Source organism: Delftia sp. Lp-1 (genome assembly GCF_020523835.1).
In the GTDB taxonomy this organism is placed as follows: domain Bacteria; phylum Pseudomonadota; class Gammaproteobacteria; order Burkholderiales; family Burkholderiaceae_C; genus Comamonas; species Comamonas acidovorans.
In genome coordinates this window covers 567,018-584,882 of record NZ_JAJALJ010000004.1, presented here as the reverse complement: position 1 = coordinate 584,882, position 17,865 = coordinate 567,018, and the positions used below count along the sequence as shown (strand labels likewise).

Here is a 17,865-nt window from a genome sequence, read left to right as displayed (position 1 = left end):
CTGCTGCCTAAGATGCGGCCCATGACCGCCTCTTCTTCTTCCATGCCGGACGCCGTGGCTCCGGACCCGCTGCGCAGCGATGTGCGCACCATCGGCCTGATCGGCCTGGCGCATGGTTCCTCGCATTTCTTCCACCTGCTGCTGCCGCCGCTGTTCCCGTGGCTGATCGCCGAGTTCGGCTACAGCTATGCCGAACTCAGCGTGATGGTGTCGCTGTTCTTCGTGGTCTCCGGCGTGGGACAGGCCATGGCCGGCTTTGCCGTGGACCGCTTCGGCGCGCGCCCCATTCTGTTTGCGGCGCTGGGCAGCTTCACCGTGGCGGGCGTGGTCGCCAGCCTGGCACAGGGCTATGGAATGCTGCTGCTGGCGGCCTTCTTCGCGGGCCTGGGCAATGCGCCCTTCCACCCGGTGGACTTCACCATCCTCAACAAGCGCGTGTCGGCCAAGCGCATCGGCCATGCGTTCTCGGTGCACGGCCTGTCGGGCAATATCGGCTGGGCGCTGGCGCCGCTGTTCATGGCGGGCATCACCACGGCCACGGGCTCGTGGCGCCTGGCCTGCCTGTGCGGCGCGGCCCTGGCCGCCGTCATCCTCACCATCATGGTGCTCAACCGCGAGGCGCTGGACGACCGTGCGGCCGATGCCCAGGCCCCCGCGGCGCGCGCCGCTGCGGCCGCCGTGCCGCAGGAGCATCCCATGGCCTTCCTGAAGCTGCCCTCGGTCTGGCTGTGCTTCTCGTTCTTCTTCTGGAGCACCTGCGCGCTCAGCGCCATCCAGAGCTTTGCCAGCCCCGCCATGCAGTCCATGTACGGACTGCCGCTGAGCGTGACGGCGCTGATCGTCACGGGCTACATGCTGTGCGGCGCGGCAGGCATGCTGGCCGGCGGCTTCCTCGTGGGCCGCGTGCAGCGGCTGGAGAAGGTGATCTCCATCTGCATGCTGGGCTCGGGTGTTGCGCTGTTCCTGGTCGGCACGGGCTGGCTGCCGGCCATGGCGGCCGTGGCCGTGGCCTCCATCGCGGGCCTGGGCACGGGCCTGGCCGGCCCCTCGCGCGACATGCTGATCAAGCGCGCCGCCCCGCCCGGCGCCACCGGTCGCGTCTATGGCACGGTGTATTCGGGCCTGGACCTGGGCTTTTGCCTGGCCGCGCCGGTGTTCGGCTACATGCTGGACCACGGCATGAGCCACGGCGTGTTCTACGGATCGGCCATTGCCCTGGTGCTGAGCGTGGTGTCGGCCGTGGTCGTGGGCGATGGCGTGAGCAAGAAGGGCGGCATGGCGCTGAGCGCGGGCTGATCCCGGATCTCGCTCCCCACAAGGCCCCGCAGGCCAAGGCTTGCGGGGCCTTTGCTTTGGGCGGTGAGATGGACAAAACAGGCACGGCAATTGCGTGCGCCCTGCGCGGCGCCTGCTATCGTGCAGGCACAACTTTTTCAACACAGGAGACCTGTCCATGCGTTCCGCCTTCGCACCGCTTTCCCTCATGTTCCGCAGCGCCCCGCTGGCGCTGGCCCTTGCCATGGCCGGCCTGTCCGGCAGTGCCCTGGCTGCGCCCAAGGCCGATATCCAGGCGCTGGCGCAAAAGCACCAGCAGCCCTTGCTGGACACGCTGCGCGACCTGGTGCACATCGAGTCGGGCAGCAAGGACATGGAGGGCGTGGAGCAGATCGCCAACTACGTGGCCGGCAAGCTGCGCGAGCAGGGCGGCAAGGTCGAGATCCTGCAGCCCACCGACGTCTACCGACTGGGTGACACGCCCGAGAAGATCGGCCCCATGGTGCATGCCGAGTTCAAGGGCAAGGGCACCAGCCGCATCATGCTGATCGCCCACATGGACACGGTCTACCTGCGCGGCATGCTCAAGGACCAGCCGTTTCGCATCGACGGCGAGCGCGCCTACGGCCTGGGTATTGCCGACGACAAGCAGGGCGTGGCCCTGATCCTGCACACCGTGGCCATGCTGCGCCAGCTGGGCTTCGACAACTACGGCACGCTGACCGTGCTGATGAACAGCGACGAGGAAATCAGCTCGCCCGGCGCGCGCAGCACCATCACGCGCATGGGCGCCGAGCAGGATGCGGTCTTCTCGTTCGAAGGCGGCGGCACCGACGGCGGCGTGCGCCTGGCCACCAGCGGCATCGGCGCGGCCTACCTCAAGGTCGAGGGCAAGGCCTCGCACGCGGGCGCCAAGCCCGAGGACGGCGTGAACGCGCTGTACGAGCTGTCGCACCAGCTGCTGCAGATGAAGGACCTGTCCAAGCCCGAGACCGGCCTCAAGCTCAACTGGACCGTGGCCAAGGCCGGCACCAACCGCAACGTCATTCCCGCCGAGGCCACGGCCCAGGCCGATGCCCGCGCGCTGCGCGTGGCCGACTTCACGGCGCTGGAGCAGGCCATGCAGGCCAAGGTGGGCCACAAGCTGCTGGACGCCAGCAAGGTGCAGCTCAAGTTCGAAGTGCGCCGCCCGCCGCTGGAGGCCAACGAGGCCTCGCGCAGCCTGGCCAAACAGGCGCAGACCATCTACAGCGATGAGCTGGGCCTGAAGATGAGCGTGATGGAAAAGGCCACGGGCGGCGGCACCGACGCGGCGTTTGCGGCGCTCAAGGCCAAGGGTGCGGTCATCGAGGGCTTTGGCCTGAGCGGCTACGGCGCGCACTCCAATGATGCGGAGTATGTGCAGCTGAACACCATCGTGCCGCGCCTGTACCTGGCCACGCGCATGATCATGGACCTTTCCAAGTAAGGGTCGGCTATCAGGCTGCACTCCTGCGTTAAGCCAAAGCCAGACGGTGGCTTGAGTCGCTTTTTCTGACCCTGCCGGGTGGTTGTTTTTCGAGGCCGGGTTTCGGCCCGGCAGCCGACTGCCCTTTCTTGTTTCGCCAAGAAAGGTCAGGTCAAAGAAGGCGACCCGGATGTCCGCGACCCCTTCGCTTCGCTGCGGGGCAACCTGCGTCGTGGCGGTTGCGGGGTTCGCTGCGGAACTCGCTGCGTTCACTGCGTGAACTCCGCTCAGACAACCGCAGCGAGTCAGTTGACGAAGCAGTCCTGTCCTTCGGCAGGACTGCAACCCCGCAACCACCACGCCGCAGGCGCGGCCATACGGGAGTGAACAACAGGCACCCAGCATTTGCGGACGCAAAAAAGGGCATGCCTTGCGGCATGCCCTGAAGGCGCATCGTGGGGCGCTCTGTGTTCTTTACTGCGAAGAGATGTTCTTGTCCTTGGCGATCTTGCTCCAGCGCGTGAAGTCGGCGTTCAGGCGTGCCTTCATGGCCGCGCCGTCCTGGTAGGTGGCGATGGCGCCTGCGGCCAGCATCTTCTTTTGCAGCTCGGGCTCGGCCAGGATGAGCTTGAGCTCCTGGTTCAGGCGCTGGACCACGGCGGGCGGCGTGTTCAGCGGGGCGATCAGGCCGCCCCAGGTGTCGGCGTCGAAGCCGGGGAAGCCCTGCTCGGCCACCGACTTCACGTTCGGCAGCAGCTGCTTAGCCTTTTGCGAGCTTACGGCAATGGCGCGCAGCTTGCCGGCCTGGATGTGGGGCAGGGCCGCGACCACGTCGGCGAACATCACGGCGATCTGGCCGCCGATCAGGTCGGTCACGGCCGGCGCGCTGCCGCGGTAGGGCACGTGCTGCATGTCGAAGCCGCCCAGGTCCTTGAGCTGCTCCATGGACAGGTGGCCGAAGCTGCCCGTGCCCGAGCTGGTGTAGTTCAGCGCCGGCTTGGCCTTCTTGGCATGCTCGATCAGTTGCTGCAGGTTGGTCACGTCCGGCAGCTCGCGCGGGTTGATGACGATGGCCATGGGCAGGTCATAGACCGTGGCCACGGGCAGGAAGTCCTTGCGCACGTCGTACAGGTTGTTGTTGAACAGCATGGGCGCCAGCAGCGCGGGCATGCCGAACATGGACAGCGAGTAGCCGTCGGGCTGCGACTTGATGAAGGCCGCCGTGCCCACCGAGCCCGAGGCGCCGGGGCGGTTGTCGATGACGATGGTCTGGCCCAGGCGCTCGGTCAGGCGCTGCGCGACGATGCGCGCGGCCGTGTCGGTGGGGCCGCCGGGCGGGAAGGCCACGGTCAGCTTGATCAGCTTGTCGGGCCACTGGCTCTGGGCCCGGGCGGCGGGGGCCAGCGTGGCGATGGCGGTGGCGCAGGCGGCGGAAAGGATCTGGCGGCGCGAGGCCTGGAAGGGGGTGGAAGTCATATGTCTCCTCAAGCGGGAAGGGGTGGAAATGAGAGCCGCGGAGCGGTCTGGGTGGGAACGTCTGCGCGCTCTCAGATGATGTTTTTGGCGCGCAGTGCGGCGCGGGCCTGTTCGTCCAGGCCCAGGCGCTGCTGCAGCACCTCGTCGGTGTGTTCGCCCTGGTGCGGCGGCGGGCGGCGCACGGGCAGGCGCTGGCCGTCCAGCGCATAGGGCGGGGCCAGCACGGACTGGCTGCCGGCCTCGCTGTCCTCGAAGCGGTGCAGCAGGCCGGCGTCGGCCGTGCGCTGCGAGTTCAGGGCCTCGAACAGGCCCAGCACCTCGCCGCAGGGAATCTGCGCGGCCGTCAGGCATTCGAGCAACTGGGCGCGCGTGAAGCGCAGCAGCTCGGCCTGCACCAGCGGCATCAGCAGATCGCGGTTTGCCGAGCGTGCGGTATTGGTGGCAAAGCGTTCGTCGGCGGCCCACTCGGGCTTGGCGATGACGTCGGTGCAAAAGCGCTGGAACTGGCCGTTGTTGCCCACGGTGATGACCAGCGGGCCGTCGGCCGCCTCGAACACGCCGTAGGGCACGATGGACGGATGGGCGTTGCCGAACTTGGGCGGGTCGCCGGCCTTGAGCAGGGCCTCCATGCCGTAGTAGCTGGTGATCATCAGGCCGCAGTCGTACAGGGCCATCTGCACATGGCGACCGCGCCCGCTGCGCTCGCGCTCGTAGAGCGCGGCCAGGATGGCCTGGGCCGAGTACATGCCCGTGAACATGTCCACGGCGGCCACGCCGAACTTCAGCGGGCCCTGGCCCTGCTCGCCGTTCATGGCCATGATGCCGGACTCGCCCTGCACCACCAGGTCGTAGCCGGGCCGCGTGGCCTCGGGGCCGCTGCGCGAGTAGCCCGAGATGGAGCAGTACACCAGGCGCGGGTTCAGCTGCGACAGCTGCTCGTAGCCCAGCCCCAGCTTCTCGGCGCCGCCGACCTTGAAGTTCTGTATGACCACATCGCTGTCCGCCGCCAGCTCGCGTGCGATGCGCAGGCCCTCTTCGGCCTGCAGGTCCAGCGTGACCGAGCGCTTGTTGCGGTTGGCGCTGTTGAAGTAGGAGGTGTTGCGCTGGCCCACGCGCACGCCCCAGTCGCGCGTGTCGTCGCCGCGGCCCGGGTGCTCGACCTTGACGACATCGGCGCCCAGGTCGGCCAGCGCCATGGCGCACATGGGGCCGGCCAGCACGCGCGAAAGATCCAGGACGCGCACGCCGTCCAGCGGCAGGGAAGAGGGGAGAGCACTCATGCGAAACCTTGTCGAACCACGAAAACCGCAACGGGCCGGTGATGCCCGGGCAGGCCCGCATTCTTCATTCGTTTATGGACTTTGACAATCGTGCTAAAAAATGGACATTGTGTGTACTGAGGTTTGACAATGGATCTGGGCGGACTGTCCCTGCTGGTGGACATCATCGAAGCCGGCAACCTGAGCCGCGCCGCCGTGCGCCTGGGCATGAGCCGCGCCAACGTCAGCCACCGGCTCAACCAGTTCGAGCGCCAGATCGGCCAGCAGCTGCTGCGCCGCACCACGCGCCAGGTCGAGCCCACCGAGCTGGGCCTGCGCCTGTACGCGCATGGACGCGCGATACGCCAGGAAGCCATGGCGGCGGACGAGTCGGTGGACAGCCTGGGCCAGAGCCTGCAGGGCACCGTGCGGCTGAGCGTGCCCAGCGGCTACGGCCAGCTGCAGATGTCGGGCTGGCTGACGGAGTTCATGCGCATGCATCCGGGCATCACGCTGGAGGTGATCTTCGACAACGACATCGAGGACCTGATGCAGGGCGCGGTGGACTTCGCCGTGCGCGTGATGACCGAGCCGCCCGAAAGCCTGGTGGCCTGCAAGCTCGGCGATGTGCTCTACGAGGCCTGCGCCACGCCGCAGTTCCTGGCGCAGCATGGCCATCCCGATTCGCTGCTGGCGCTAAAGCGCGTGCCGCTGATCACCTCGGCGCTCACGGGCCAGAAGCTGCGCACGGCGGGCATGAACGGTGCCCGGCCCACCGAGCTGCGCATACGCCCGCGCCTGATGTCGCCCAACTTCCACTTCCTGCGCGATGCCGTGCTGCAGGGCCTGGGCGTGGCCGTGGTGCCGCGCTACATGGTGGCAGCCGAGCTGGCCAGCGGCGCGCTTGAGCGCCTGCCGCTGCCGCCCGGCAGCCTGGACTTTCTGGCCACGCGCCAATACCTGCTGTACATGCCGTCCCACTACCAGACGCGGGCCATCACCACGCTGATCGATTTCCTGCGCGAGAAAGCCGCGGCGGAGGGACTCAGAGGCTGAAGATCTTGCCGGGATTCAGGATGTTCTTCGGGTCCAGCGCCTGCTTGATGGAGCGCATCATCTGCACCGCGCCGTCGCCGGCTTCCTCGCGCAGGAAATCCATCTTGTGGATGCCCACGCCATGCTCGCCCGTGCAGGTGCCGCCCAGCGCAATGGAGCGCGACACCAGCTGGTGGTTGAGCTGCTCGGCGCGCGAGCGCTCGTCCTCGTTGTCCGGGTCGATCAGGTAGCCGAAGTGGAAGTTGCCGTCGCCCACGTGGCCGACGAGGAAGTAGGGAATGCCGCTGTCATCGGCCTCGCGCACCGAGTCCAGCAGCGCATCGGCCAGGCGGCTGATGGGCACGCAGGCGTCGGTGGTGATGCAGCGGCAGCCGGGGCGGCTGGAGACGGCCGCGAAATAGGCGTTGTGGCGGGCCGTGAACAATCGCGTGCGGTCCTCGGGACGCTCGGCCCATTCGAAGGCATTGCCGCCGAACTCGCCCGCAATGTCCTGCACCATCTCGGCCTGCTCCTTCACGCCCGTGGGCGAGCCGTGGAACTCCATCAGCAGCATGGGTTCCTCGCGCAGCGTGAGCTTGCTGTAGGCATTGACCATGCGCACCGAGTTCACGTCCACCAGCTCCACGCGGGCAATAGGCACGCCCATCTGGATAGTCTGGATCACCGTGCGCACGGCGGCCTCGATGCTGGGGAAGGAGCAGATGGCCGCGCTCACGGCCTCGGGCAGCGGGTACAGGCGCACCGTGATCTCGGTGACCACGCCCAGCGTGCCTTCGCTGCCCACGATCAGGCGCGTGAGGTCGTAGCCCGCGCTGCTTTTCTTGGCGCGCGTGCCGGTGCGCATCAGCTCGCCGCTGGCCGTGACCAGTTCCAGCGCCAGCACGTTCTCGCGCATGGTGCCGTAGCGCACGGCATTGGTGCCGCTGGCGCGCGTGGCGGTCATGCCGCCGATGGAGGCATCGGCGCCGGGATCGATGGGGAAGAAGAAGCCCGTGTCCTTGATGGCATCGTTGAGCTGCTTGCGCGTGATGCCGGGCTGCACGGTGACCGTCAGGTCCTCGGTGTTGACCGAGAGAATGCGGTTCATGCGGCTCAGGTCCAGGCTGATGCCGCCCTCGACGGCCAGCAGATGGCCTTCGAGGGAGGAGCCTGCGCCGTAGGGGATGACCGGCACGGCATGCTGGTCGGCCAGCTTCAGCGCGTCCTGCACGTCCTGCGTGCTTTCGGCAAAGACCACGGCCGCAGGCGGGGGCGCCTGGATGGCGCCCTCGTCGCGGCCGTGCTGTTCGCGCACCGCCAAAGCCGTGGAGCACTGGGCGCCGAAACGCTGGGCCAGAGCTTGGAGGAAGGCTTCGGGGATGGGGCGCTGAGCGAAGTCGGGCTGCAAGCGGACGGGGGCGACAGGGGCGTTCATCGGTGTTCTCCAGGGGGAACTGGAAAGAATACCACCGGCCCTGTCGCCCAACCGTGTGGGTCAGCCGCCAGGCATCCGGGTGTCAGCGCGGCTGGACAGCCTTGCTGAATTCATCGCGCGACAGCGATCCGTTCTTGTCGGCATCGATCTGGGCGAAATTGCTGCTCACGGCGGGCAGGGCCTCGGCCTCCTTCTTGCTCAGCTTGCCGTCCCGGTTGGTGTCGGCGCGGTCGAATGCGGCTTGCACCTCGTTGGCGCCGCCCGCTGGTGCTGCGGGTGCTGGCGCAGATTGCACGCCTGCTGCCGAGCCGCCGCCAAACGTCGGCTGCGGTGCCGTGGACGGAGCCTGCGCCATGGCAGTGACGCTGCCCAGCGAAATGGCCGCGAACAACATCACGCTGCGGATTTCAAAACCGGAGACTTTGCGCAGTTGAGAGGTCATGTGTCGAACTCCTTGTCGAACGTGGAACATGACTGCATTCCACCTGTTGCAGCGCAGCAGGGCCAGCACTTTTGCCGGCTGTTGCCTGCGACAACATTTGCGTGCCGGCTGTAACGCACAATCAGGTGATGGACCGTCACGGGTCCTGCTTTTCACCCCGCATCGCCAAGGAGAACCCCCATGGGCAACCGTTTGACACAGATCGCCACGCGCACCGGAGACGACGGCAGCACGGGCCTGGGCGACAACACGCGCGTCTCCAAGAACAGCGGGCGCCCGCACGCCATGGGCGATGTGGACGAGCTCAATTCCCACATCGGCCTGCTGCTGTGCGAAGCCCTGCCCGACGACGTGCGCGAACTGCTGGTCGATGTGCAGCACCAGCTGTTCAACCTCGGTGGCGAGCTGTCCATTCCCGGCTATGAACTGCTCAAGGACGAGGCCCTGCTGCAGCTCGATGAAGCGCTGGCCCACTACAACGCGCAGCTGCCCCGGCTGCAGGAATTCATCCTGCCGGCCGGCAGCCGCGCCGCGGCCCAGGCCCATGTCTGCCGCACGGTGGCACGCCGCGCCGAGCGCATGGTGGTGGCGCTGGAGCAGGGCGAGGCCATGCGGCCCGCGCCGCGCCAGTACCTGAACCGCCTGTCCGACCTGCTGTTCGTGCTGGCGCGCGTGCTCAACCGCATGGATGGCGGCGACGACGTCTACTGGAAGAGCGAGCGGATGGCCCGCGCGCAGTCCGCCGAAGAGTGAACCCGCGCTGATCCTGCGCTAATCCCGCGCTAATTCCGCGTTTAGGACGGCCCATGCGCCTGCGCCACATCGAGGTCTTCAATGCCGTCATGCAGACCGGCAGCGTCAGCGCTGCCGCACGGCTGATCAACATCACCCAGCCGGCCGTCAGCCGCACCCTGCAGCACGCGGAGCTGCAGCTGGGCTTTGCGCTGTTCCAGCGCGCACGCGGGCGGCTCACGCCCACCAATGAGGCGCTGGCGCTGTTCCCCCACATCGAGAAGCTGTTCGAGCAGCTCGACGAGGTCCAGCGCCTGGCCGACAACCTGCGCCATGGCCAGGCGGCGGACCGGCTCACCGTGCTCACCGTCTTCGCGCTCAGCCGCGAGGTGCTGCCGCGCGCCGTGGCCGGATTTCGGCGCCGACACCCCCAGGTGCAGGTCCATGTGCAGGCACTGCACACGCCCCAGGTGGTCTCGGCCCTGCTGCTGCAGGAGGCCGACGTGGGCTTCGTCATCAGCTCCGTGGGCCAGCCCGCCTTGGAGCATGAACTGCTGGCCGAGGTGGACATGTTCTGCGTGCTGCCCAAGGGCCTGCTGCCGCCCTCGCGCGTGCGCGAAGAGGGCATGGAGCTCAAGGACCTGGCCGAGCTGCCCGTGGTCGCGCTTGATGCGCGCGACCCGCTGGGCATGCGCCTGGGCCAGGCCTGCCGCGAGCACGGCGTGGGCCTGTCGCCCGTGGTCACCGTGCAGACCTACCACGCAGCCCTGTCCATGGCCGAGTACGGCCTGGGCGCCGCCATCATGGACGGCTGCACCGCCCTGGCCGCCGACCGCCGCAAGGTCCATGTCGTGCCCCTGCTGCCGCGCATCACCGTGGGTGTGAATGCACTCAGCCTGCCCCAGCGGCCGGGGTCCGTGCTGGCGCGGGCAATGACCGAGGAAATGCGCAAGGCCTTGCGCGAGTTGCTGGCTGGTTGAGGCCTGCGGGTTTCAGGCCTCCTCCATCTGCCCCACCAGCCTCTGCGCCGATCCGAACGCCAGCGTCAGCCCCAGCGCGCCATGCCCTGTCTGGAGCCACAGGTTGCGCGGACCGCCGCGCTGGCGGCCGGTGAGGGGCAGGCCGGTGGGTGTGGCGGGTCGCATGCCGGTCCAGGGGTGGAGGTTGCCGTCCAGCGGCAGGTCGGCGAAGACCTCCTGCGTGGAGCGGCGCAGGCTGGCGATGCGGCGCGGGTCGGTGCGCGTGTCCCGGCCCACGATCTCCACCATGCCGGCCACACGCAGGCGTTCGCCGATGCGTGCGAAGACGACCTTGCGTGCGGTGTCGGTGACGCTGACCCGGGGCGCGGCGTGCGGCAGCCGCGCGGCGGCATCGGCGGTGATGCTGTAGCCCTTGAGCGGGTAGACGGGAATGCGCAGGCCCAGCTGGCGCGCGTGGACCGCGCTTTCCCAGCCGCTGGCCAGCACGTAGTGGTCGGCGCGCAGCGGCAACGGACCTGCGGCGGTGCGCAGGCCGGTGATGGCGTCGCCTTCGCGCTCAAAGCCCTGCAGCTCCACGCCGTAGCGCAGTTCGGCGCCGCGTGCGGTGAGCCGGGCGGCCAGTTGTTCGCACAGCAGGCAGCAGTCGGCTGCGGCCTCGCTGGGCGTGTGTACGGCGCCTGCAATGCGCTGGGCGTAGCCGGCGAGCGCGGGTTCGATGCGCGCTACTTCGGCAGCGTTGACGATGCGCTGCGGCGCACCGCCCAGGCCCGCTTGCAGTGCCACCTGCTGCGCGGCGGCATCCAGCGCCTGCTGGGTGGGGTAGAGCACCAGCTTGCCCGGCGTGTGCAGGTCGCAGGCCAGTGCTTCGTCGGCCTGGAGCGACTCGAAGGCCTGGCGGCTTTCGGCGGCCAGGGCCAGCAGGGCGCGCGTGCCTTCGGCCGAGGCATGGGCATTGCAGGCGCCCAGAAAGCGCAGTCCCCAGGCCCATTGCGCGGGGTCGGCGCGCAGGCGGAAGGCCAGCGGCGAATCCTTTTCCAGCAGCAGGCGGGGCAGCATCTTCCAGATGCCGGGATCGGCCAGCGGCTGCACGTAGGAATAGCTCAGCTGCGCGCCATTGCCGCCGCTGGCGCCCTGGGCGGGGCCCGGTGCGCGGTCCAGCACGGTGATGCGGTGGCCGGCCTGCTGCAGCGCCCAGGCCGTTGCCAGGCCGACGATGCCGGCGCCCACGATGCAGACATGCATTGATCGTTTCTCCATGCAGCCGCACTGTAGGCCGCGCGCGGCAGGCTGCGCCATGGCATTTGGCACAGGGGGTATGCATGCAGGTTATGGCTGCGGGCCGCTGCCCAGTGCAGGGGGACCGCCCATAACAGGCGGGCATGGACCGGCCCGATATTGTCATTCCGCAAAGGCCGCCGCTCTTCCTACACTGGCCGCACATCCACCAAAGACGAGGAGACAAGCATGCAACTTCACACCACCGCGCTGTGCGCGGCCCTGGCCCTGGGCGGCCTGGCTGCGGCCCATGCCGACACGCTGGCCAAGGTGCGCGACAGCGGCCGCATCACGCTGGCCTACCGTGAGTCCTCCGTGCCCTTCAGCTACCTGGACAACGGCAAGCCCATTGGCATGACGGTGGAGATGTCCCAGGCCGTGGCCGAGGCCGTGAAGAAGGCGGTGAACCGGCCCGATCTCAAGGTGCAGTGGCAGGCCGTGACCTCGCAGAACCGCATGCCGCTGCTGGCCAACGGCACCATCGACCTGGAATGCGGCTCGACCACCAACAACACGGTGCGCGGCAAGGAAGTGGCCTTTGCCATCAACCATTTCTACACAGGCACGCGGCTGCTGGTGAAGAAGAGCTCGGGCATCAAAAACTACGCCGACCTCAAGGACAAGACCGTGGCCATCACCACGGGAACCACCAACCTGCAGGTGCTGCGCAAGGCCAATGCCGACAAGGCCTGGGGCATGAACATCGTCATGGCCAAGGACCATGCGGACGGCTTTCTGCTGGTGGAGAACGACCGCGCCGCGGCCTTCGGCATGGACGACATCCTGCTCTTCGGCCTGATCCCCACGGCCAAGAATCCCGGGGACTTCGAGGTGGTGGCCGACTCGCTGCAGGTCGAGCCCTATGCCTGCATGCTGCGCAAGGACGACCCCCAGTTCAAGCAGCTGGTCGATGGCGTGATCGGCGACATGATGAAGTCGGGCGCGTTCGCCAGGCTCTATGACAAGTGGTTCATGCAGCCCATTGCCCCGAGGAACGTGGCCCTGGGTCTGCCGATGAGCGAGCAATTGCAGAAAAACCTGCAGGACCTCAGCGACAAACCCGCTTTTTGATTTCGGATCGCAGCATGCAGCAGCAGCTTCAGCCCCCGCGCGCGGTGGGCATTCTCGGGGGCATGGGCCCGGCCGCAGGCGCGGATTTCGTGCGCCTGTTCGTGCAGGCCTGCACGGCGCACCTGCAGCAGCAGGGCCTGCCCGTGCATGACCAAGCCTATCCCGAGCACTGGCTGGTGCAGCTGCCCATGCCCGACCGCAGCGCCGCGCTGCGCGCGGACCCTCAGTCGCCCACGGGGCCGGCCCAGCACCTGCTGCAGGGCGTGGGCCGCATGGCGGCGCTGGGCGTGCGCAGCGTGGCCCTGGCCTGCAACACGGCCCATGCCTGGCATGGGCAGCTGCAGGCGCTGTTTCCGCAGCTGCATGTGCTGCACATCGCACGCCAGGCCGCCCTGCACCTGCAGGCCGGCGGCGCGCAGCAGGCCATCGTGCTGGCCACGCAGGGCACCTATGACAGCGGCCTGTACGACGCGGCGCTGAGGGAGTGCGGCATCACCGCGCTGCAGCCCGATGCACAAGGCCGCGCGAGGCTGATGCAGGGCATCTATGACGGCGTCAAGCAGGGCGACATGGACCTGGCCGCGCGCTGTTTCGGCGAGGTGCTGGCGCCGCTGCTGCAGCGCCATGGCGATGTGCCCGTGATCATGGGCTGCACCGAGATCCCGCTGGCCCTGCCGCAGTCGCCGCTGGCGCGCGGTGCCGAGCTGGTGGATCCGGCCTGGATCCTGGCCCAGGCCCTGGCCAGCGATGCGTATGGGCCTGTGGCGATTCAATAAGTCTCCAGATGCAGCCGGCCTTCGCGCTTGAGGCGTGTACCGATCTGTTCCCAGTCCAGCCCGGCTTGCTGCGCCACGTCGCGCAGTGCCAGCACCACGCCTTCCTCCATGCTCTTGAGCCCGCAGACGTAGAAGTGCGCGTTGTCGTCGCGCAGCAGGGCAGCCAGGTCGGCCGCACGTTCGCGCAGCAGATCCTGCACGTAGCGCCGGGGCTGGCCGGCCACGCGCGAGAAGGCCAGGTTGTTGTCGATGAAGTCGCGCGGCAGGCTTTGCAGCGGGCCGAAGTAGGGCAGCTCCTGCGGCGTGCGTGCGCCGAAGAACAGCATGAGCTTGCCGCCCTCGAACCTGCCGCTCTTGCGCAGCCGCCTGCGCCATTCGGTCATGGCGCGCATGGGGGCGCTGCCCGTGCCCGTGCAGATCATCACGATGTGCGAGCGGGGATGGTTGGGCATCAGGAACGACTGGCCGAACGGGCCTATGACCTGGACCCTGTCGCCGATGCGTGCGTCGCACAGGTAGTTGCTGGCCACGCCGCGCACGGGGCGGCCCTGGTGGTCCTGGGTGACGCGTTTCACGGTCAGCGCCAGGTTGTTGTAGCCGGGCCGCTCGCCATTGCGCGCACTGGCCACCGAGTACTGGCGCGCCACATGCGGGCGGCCCTGGGCATCGGTGCCGGGCGCGATGACGGCGATGGACTGGCCTTCGAGCACGGGGAACGGCTGGCTGCCGAAGTCCAGCACGATGTGGTGGGTCTCGCTGTCGAATCCCGCCTCCGTGCAGTTGAGGTTGCCGACCACGGTGGCCGTGACGGGGCTCCTGGGGCCATGCAGGTTGGTGTACGGATGGGCGGCCGACCAGGGCGGCACGGTGGCGCCGTAGCTGGCGCTGCGGAACACCTGGGTATCGGCCTGGTCATCGGGCCGGGCCGCATCCGCACCGCGCGTGGCGGCCGCCGCGATCACGGCCTGGGCCTGGCTCAGGTCCTCGGCGGCGGGTGCGTCCACTGTGGCCTGTGCCTGAACCAGTGCCTGGACCAGCGCCTCAGGCGGCAGCTCCTCGGGCAGCTCGTCCCAGAGCAACTGCTCGGCCACGGGATAGGCGCTCGCCAGCGGCACCTTGCGCCAGTTGTCGATGGCGCCAGTGGGGCAGGGCGAGACGCAGTCCATGCAGCCGTTGCACTGCTCGGCCAGGACCACGTAGTTGCGGTCATCGTGCGTGATGGCGCCCACGGGGCAGGTGGCCTCGCAGGTGTTGCAGCGTATGCAGATCTCCGGGTCGATCAGGTGCTGCGTGAGGATGCCGTGTTCTACCAAGGCGACTGTCATGGGCGACTCCCTGCTGTCGCGGCGCTTCAGTTGAAGCGCACGTATTCGAAATCCACGGGCTGGCGGTTGATGCCCATGACCGGCGGCGCGATCCAGCCCGCGAACTGGCCCGGCTCCACGCAGCGGCCCATGAGCGAGGCGACGAAGGCGCGGTCGGCGTCCGTGGGCAGCCATTCGGCCTCGCGCATGCGCCATTCCTGCTCGCTGACCACGCGGCCGTCGGGGCTCATGCGCACGCCGGCCAGCGCGCCGATCTGGCGGTTGAAGGCCTTGTGCGGCACGGTGAGGCGGAAATCGATGCCGGCCTTTTCCATGACCTTGTTCCAGCGGCCCACGCCCGCGTTGGAGTCCTTGATGTAGTCGTCGCGCAGCACCTCGTTGAGCGCGTTGAGCATGGGAACTTCCTTTTCCTGCAGCCTGCCGTCCACGACCTCCAACACCTTGTAGTGCTGGTCGTGCAGGCGGTGGTCGTCCGCGCGCTTGCCTTCCTCGTAGCGGCCCTTGAGGCCGCTGCTGTAGAAGGTGGCGGCATTGCTGGACTGGTCGGCGCCGAACAGGTCGATGGTCACGCTGTAGTGGAAGTTCAGGTAGCGCTGCAGCGTGGGCAGGTCGATCACGCCGGCCGCGCGCAGGCGGCCCACGTCGTCGGTGCGCAGCTCGTTCATGACCTGGCAGGTGCGCTGCAGCACGCGCGAGACGCCGGACTCGCCCACGAACATGTGGTGGGCCTCCTCGGTCAGCATGAACTTGGTGGTGCGCGCCAGCGGGTCGAAGGCGCTCTCGGCCAGCGCGGCCAGCTGGAACTTGCCGTCGCGGTCGGTGAAGTAGGTGAACATGAAGAAGGACAGCCAATCGGGCGTCTTCTCGTTGAAGGCGCCCAGGATGCGCGGGTTGTTCTCGTCGCCCGACTGGCGCTCCAGCAGGGCCTCGGCCTCCTCGCGGCCGTCGCGGCCGAAGTGCTTGTGCAGCAGGTAGACCATGGCCCACAGGTGGCGGCCTTCCTCCACGTTGACCTGGAACAGGTTGCGCAGGTCGTACATGGACGGCGCGGTCAGGCCCAGGTGGCGCTGCTGCTCCACCGAGGCGGGCTCGGTGTCGCCCTGGGTGACGATGATGCGGCGCAGGTTGGCGCGGTGCTCGCCGGGCACGTCCTGCCAGGCCTTCTCGCCCGCGTGGTCGCCGAAGTGCACCTTGCGGTCGGCCTCGGCCGGGTTCAGGAAGATGCCCCAGCGGTAGTCGCGCATCTTCACGTGGCCGAACTGGGCCCAGCCCTGGGGGTCCACGCTGATGGCGGTGCGCAGGTAGACGTCGTAGTCGGTGGAGCCTTCGGGGCCCACGTCGCCCCACCAGTTCAGGAAGTTGGGCTGCCAGCTCTCCAGCGCGCGCTGCAGGGTGCGGTCTTCGCCGAGGTTGACGTTGTTGGGGATCTTCTCGCTGTAGTTGATGGCGCTCATGGTGGGGTCTCCGTGGATGTTTCGGGGCGTGCCTGCGGTCAGACGCGGTTGAAGTCGAAGCCGGCCTTCTGGCCCGTGCCGTAGAGCTTGAGAGCGCCCTTGTCGCCCACGGCATTGGGGCGGTTGAAGATCCAGTTCTGCCAGGCCGACAGGCGCCCGAAGATGCGCGTGACCATGTTCTCGCGGCTGGCAAAGCGCAGGTTGGCCTCCAGGCCCGTGAGCGCATCGGGTGACATGGCGGCGCGCTCTTCCATGGCGATGCGGATCTCGTCGTCCCAGTCGATGTCGTCGGGCGCGGCCGTGACCAGGCCCAGGGCCAGGGCCTGGTCGCCGTCCAGCGCGCGGCCCGTGGCGGCGCGCGCGGCTTCCAGCGGTGCGGCCTCCTCGTAGAAGCGGCGCTGCAGGCGCGACTGGTCGTTGACCAGGGGCAGCAGGCCGAAATTGAATTCGTCCAGCTGGATGCGCGGGGCGCGCTCGGTGTCATCGGGCAGCACCAGCATGTAGGCGCGGTCGGCCGCGAAGGCCAGCTCGGCCAGCATGCCCACGAAGCAGGAGCCGGGCTCGATCAGCGCGAACAGCGTGCGCGAGGACACATCGAGCCGCGCAAAGCTGCGGCGCAGCAGGCCCAGCGTCTCGCGCGCCAGCCAGTGGTCCTGGTGGGCCAGCAGGGCGGCGTCTGCGGCCAGCACGCCGGCGGCATCGCCTTCGGTCTTGAGCAGCCAGGTGCCCACGTCCAGCTCGTTGGTGCGCAGGTGCAGGATGGCGTCGTCCAGCTCGCGGCCCATGGCCAGCGGCCACCAGGCGTCGCCGGCCTGCTCGATGGCTTCGATGCTTGCGGGCTGCGGGCCTTGCCCAAGCGTGGGCGCCTTCACGGTCAGCGTGGCGCAGCGGCGCGCGCGGTCGATCTGCACGCTGACATGGCGGTAGTGCAGCGCGTCGTCCGTGGCCTCGCGCTCCAGGCGCGTGAGCGTGATGCCCTGCGCATTGGCGGGGCGCGTGCTGCCCTCGGCCAGGCGCTGCGCGCGCTGGGCCACCACGGCCTCGAACTGCGCGGGCTTGGCCACGGCATCGACCAGGCGCCAGTCCACGGCGCGCTGGCCGCGCACGCCTTCCACGCTGGTGCAGAAGATGTCGGCCAGGTCATGGCGCACATGGCGCTTGTCGGTCACGCGCGTGAGGCCGCCCGTGCCGGGCAGCACGCCCAGCAGCGGCACCTCGGGCAGGGAGACGGAGGAGGAGCGGTCGTCGATCAGCACGATGTCGTCGCAGGCCAGGGCCAGCTCGTAGCCGCCGCCCGCGCAGGCGCCGTTGACGGCGGCCAGGAACTTCAGGCCCGAATGGCGCGAGCTGTCCTCGATGCCGTTGCGCGTCTCGTTCGTGAACTTGCAGAAGTTCACCTTCCAGGCATGGCTGGACACGCCCAGCATGAAGATGTTGGCGCCCGAGCAGAAGATGCGGTCGCGCCCGCTGGTGACGATGACGGTGCGCACCTGCGGATGCTCGAAACGGATGCGGTTGAGCGCGTCGTGCAGCTCGATGTCCACGCCCAGGTCGTAGCTGTTGAGCTTGAGCTTGTAGCCGGGCCGTATGCCGCCGTCCTCGGCGATGTTCAGCTGCATGCGGGCGATGGCGCCCTCGACGGTGAACGACCAGTGGCGGTACTGGGCGGGCTCGGTGCGGTAATCGACAGTGGGGCTGGACGGGTGCATGGACGGCCTCTTGGATGAAAAATAGTGCAGTTGCAGATACGGTGCAGGCACAATTATGCAGATTCATTCAGAAAATGCACGCAGCAACACGCACGATAGTGCGTGTTTTGGCCATATCCAGGGTAAACACCAGCCAGCACAGGCGAAAAAAATCCAGGCCTGGGGCCTGGATGC

At 68.3% G+C, this 17,865-nt stretch carries 15 protein-coding genes; 7 read left to right on the top strand and 8 right to left on the bottom strand.

What is annotated here, in order from left to right; all coding sequences use genetic code 11:
* Nucleotides 1–21 precede the first annotated feature (21 nt).
* Complete coding sequence (locus LGR64_RS27880; RefSeq protein ID WP_043795639.1) at nt 22–1,296, top strand: MFS transporter; 1,275 nt, start codon at nt 22–24, stop codon at nt 1,294–1,296.
* Between the two features lie 157 nt (nt 1,297–1,453).
* Nucleotides 1,454–2,743 carry a M20/M25/M40 family metallo-hydrolase gene (locus tag LGR64_RS27875; RefSeq protein WP_012202000.1) on the top strand — a complete coding sequence of 430 codons (1,290 nt, stop codon included), beginning with the start codon at nt 1,454–1,456 and terminating at the stop codon, nt 2,741–2,743.
* Between the two features lie 453 nt (nt 2,744–3,196).
* Here the strand turns inward: LGR64_RS27875 and LGR64_RS27870 are convergent, their stop codons facing one another.
* Nucleotides 3,197–4,198 carry a Bug family tripartite tricarboxylate transporter substrate binding protein gene (locus LGR64_RS27870; protein ID WP_013799975.1) on the bottom strand — a complete coding sequence of 334 codons (1,002 nt, stop codon included), beginning with the start codon at nt 4,196–4,198 and terminating at the stop codon, nt 3,197–3,199.
* Nucleotides 4,199–4,269: 71 nt separating this feature from the next.
* Entirely contained in the window at nt 4,270–5,478 is a 1,209-nt protein-coding gene (locus tag LGR64_RS27865) for a CaiB/BaiF CoA transferase family protein (RefSeq protein ID WP_013799976.1), read from the bottom strand.
* Between the two features lie 129 nt (nt 5,479–5,607).
* Between LGR64_RS27865 and LGR64_RS27860 the strand changes: the two genes are divergently transcribed.
* Nucleotides 5,608–6,513 carry a LysR family transcriptional regulator gene (locus LGR64_RS27860; RefSeq protein WP_071953945.1) on the top strand — a complete coding sequence of 302 codons (906 nt, stop codon included), beginning with the start codon at nt 5,608–5,610 and terminating at the stop codon, nt 6,511–6,513.
* Here LGR64_RS27860 and LGR64_RS27855 read toward each other — a convergent pair.
* Together LGR64_RS27855 and LGR64_RS27850 are read right to left on the bottom strand one after the other, a co-directional pair.
* The gene (locus LGR64_RS27855) at nt 6,503–7,927 is read right to left on the bottom strand and encodes an FAD-binding oxidoreductase (RefSeq protein ID WP_013799978.1); all 1,425 of its coding nucleotides are present in this window, start codon (nt 7,925–7,927) and stop codon (nt 6,503–6,505) included. The genes LGR64_RS27860 and LGR64_RS27855 overlap by 11 nt on opposite strands.
* Before the next feature lie 82 nt (nt 7,928–8,009).
* Complete coding sequence (locus tag LGR64_RS27850) at nt 8,010–8,369, bottom strand: EF-hand domain-containing protein (protein WP_096914465.1); 360 nt, start codon at nt 8,367–8,369, stop codon at nt 8,010–8,012.
* Between the two features lie 180 nt (nt 8,370–8,549).
* Here LGR64_RS27850 and LGR64_RS27845 point away from each other — a divergent pair, with 180 nt between their 5' ends.
* Entirely contained in the window at nt 8,550–9,122 is a 573-nt protein-coding gene (locus tag LGR64_RS27845) for a cob(I)yrinic acid a,c-diamide adenosyltransferase (protein ID WP_141833052.1), read from the top strand.
* A 53-nt stretch (nt 9,123–9,175) separates the two neighbouring features.
* Nucleotides 9,176–10,081, top strand: a complete 906-nt coding sequence (locus LGR64_RS27840) for a LysR substrate-binding domain-containing protein (protein ID WP_012202007.1) — start codon at nt 9,176–9,178, stop codon at nt 10,079–10,081.
* Nucleotides 10,082–10,093: 12 nt separating this feature from the next.
* Here the strand turns inward: LGR64_RS27840 and LGR64_RS27835 are convergent, their stop codons facing one another.
* Nucleotides 10,094–11,323, bottom strand: a complete 1,230-nt coding sequence (locus tag LGR64_RS27835) for a D-amino acid dehydrogenase (RefSeq protein ID WP_141833179.1) — start codon at nt 11,321–11,323, stop codon at nt 10,094–10,096.
* Nucleotides 11,324–11,545: 222 nt separating this feature from the next.
* Between LGR64_RS27835 and LGR64_RS27830 the strand changes: the two genes are divergently transcribed.
* On the top strand, nt 11,546–12,427 hold the full coding sequence (locus LGR64_RS27830) for an amino acid ABC transporter substrate-binding protein (protein WP_012202010.1): 882 nt from the start codon (nt 11,546–11,548) through the stop codon (nt 12,425–12,427).
* 14 nt (nt 12,428–12,441) lie between these two features.
* Entirely contained in the window at nt 12,442–13,203 is a 762-nt protein-coding gene (locus LGR64_RS27825) for an aspartate/glutamate racemase family protein (RefSeq protein WP_141833050.1), read from the top strand.
* On the opposite strand, the gene boxA is transcribed toward LGR64_RS27825, so the two are convergent.
* The 3 genes from boxA to boxC are packed head-to-tail and all read right to left on the bottom strand — an operon-like array spanning nt 13,197 to nt 17,691.
* Nucleotides 13,197–14,528 carry a benzoyl-CoA 2,3-epoxidase subunit BoxA gene (gene boxA, locus LGR64_RS27820; protein ID WP_141833048.1) on the bottom strand — a complete coding sequence of 444 codons (1,332 nt, stop codon included), beginning with the start codon at nt 14,526–14,528 and terminating at the stop codon, nt 13,197–13,199. The two genes, LGR64_RS27825 and boxA, sit on opposite strands and share 7 nt — an antisense overlap.
* Nucleotides 14,529–14,554: 26 nt before the next feature.
* A complete protein-coding gene (boxB, locus tag LGR64_RS27815; protein ID WP_047217550.1) occupies nt 14,555–15,982 on the bottom strand; it encodes a benzoyl-CoA 2,3-epoxidase subunit BoxB in 1,428 nt (475 codons plus the stop codon).
* 38 nt (nt 15,983–16,020) lie between these two features.
* Entirely contained in the window at nt 16,021–17,691 is a 1,671-nt protein-coding gene (gene boxC, locus LGR64_RS27810) for a 2,3-epoxybenzoyl-CoA dihydrolase (RefSeq protein ID WP_141833046.1), read from the bottom strand.
* Nucleotides 17,692–17,865: the final 174 nt, after the last annotated feature.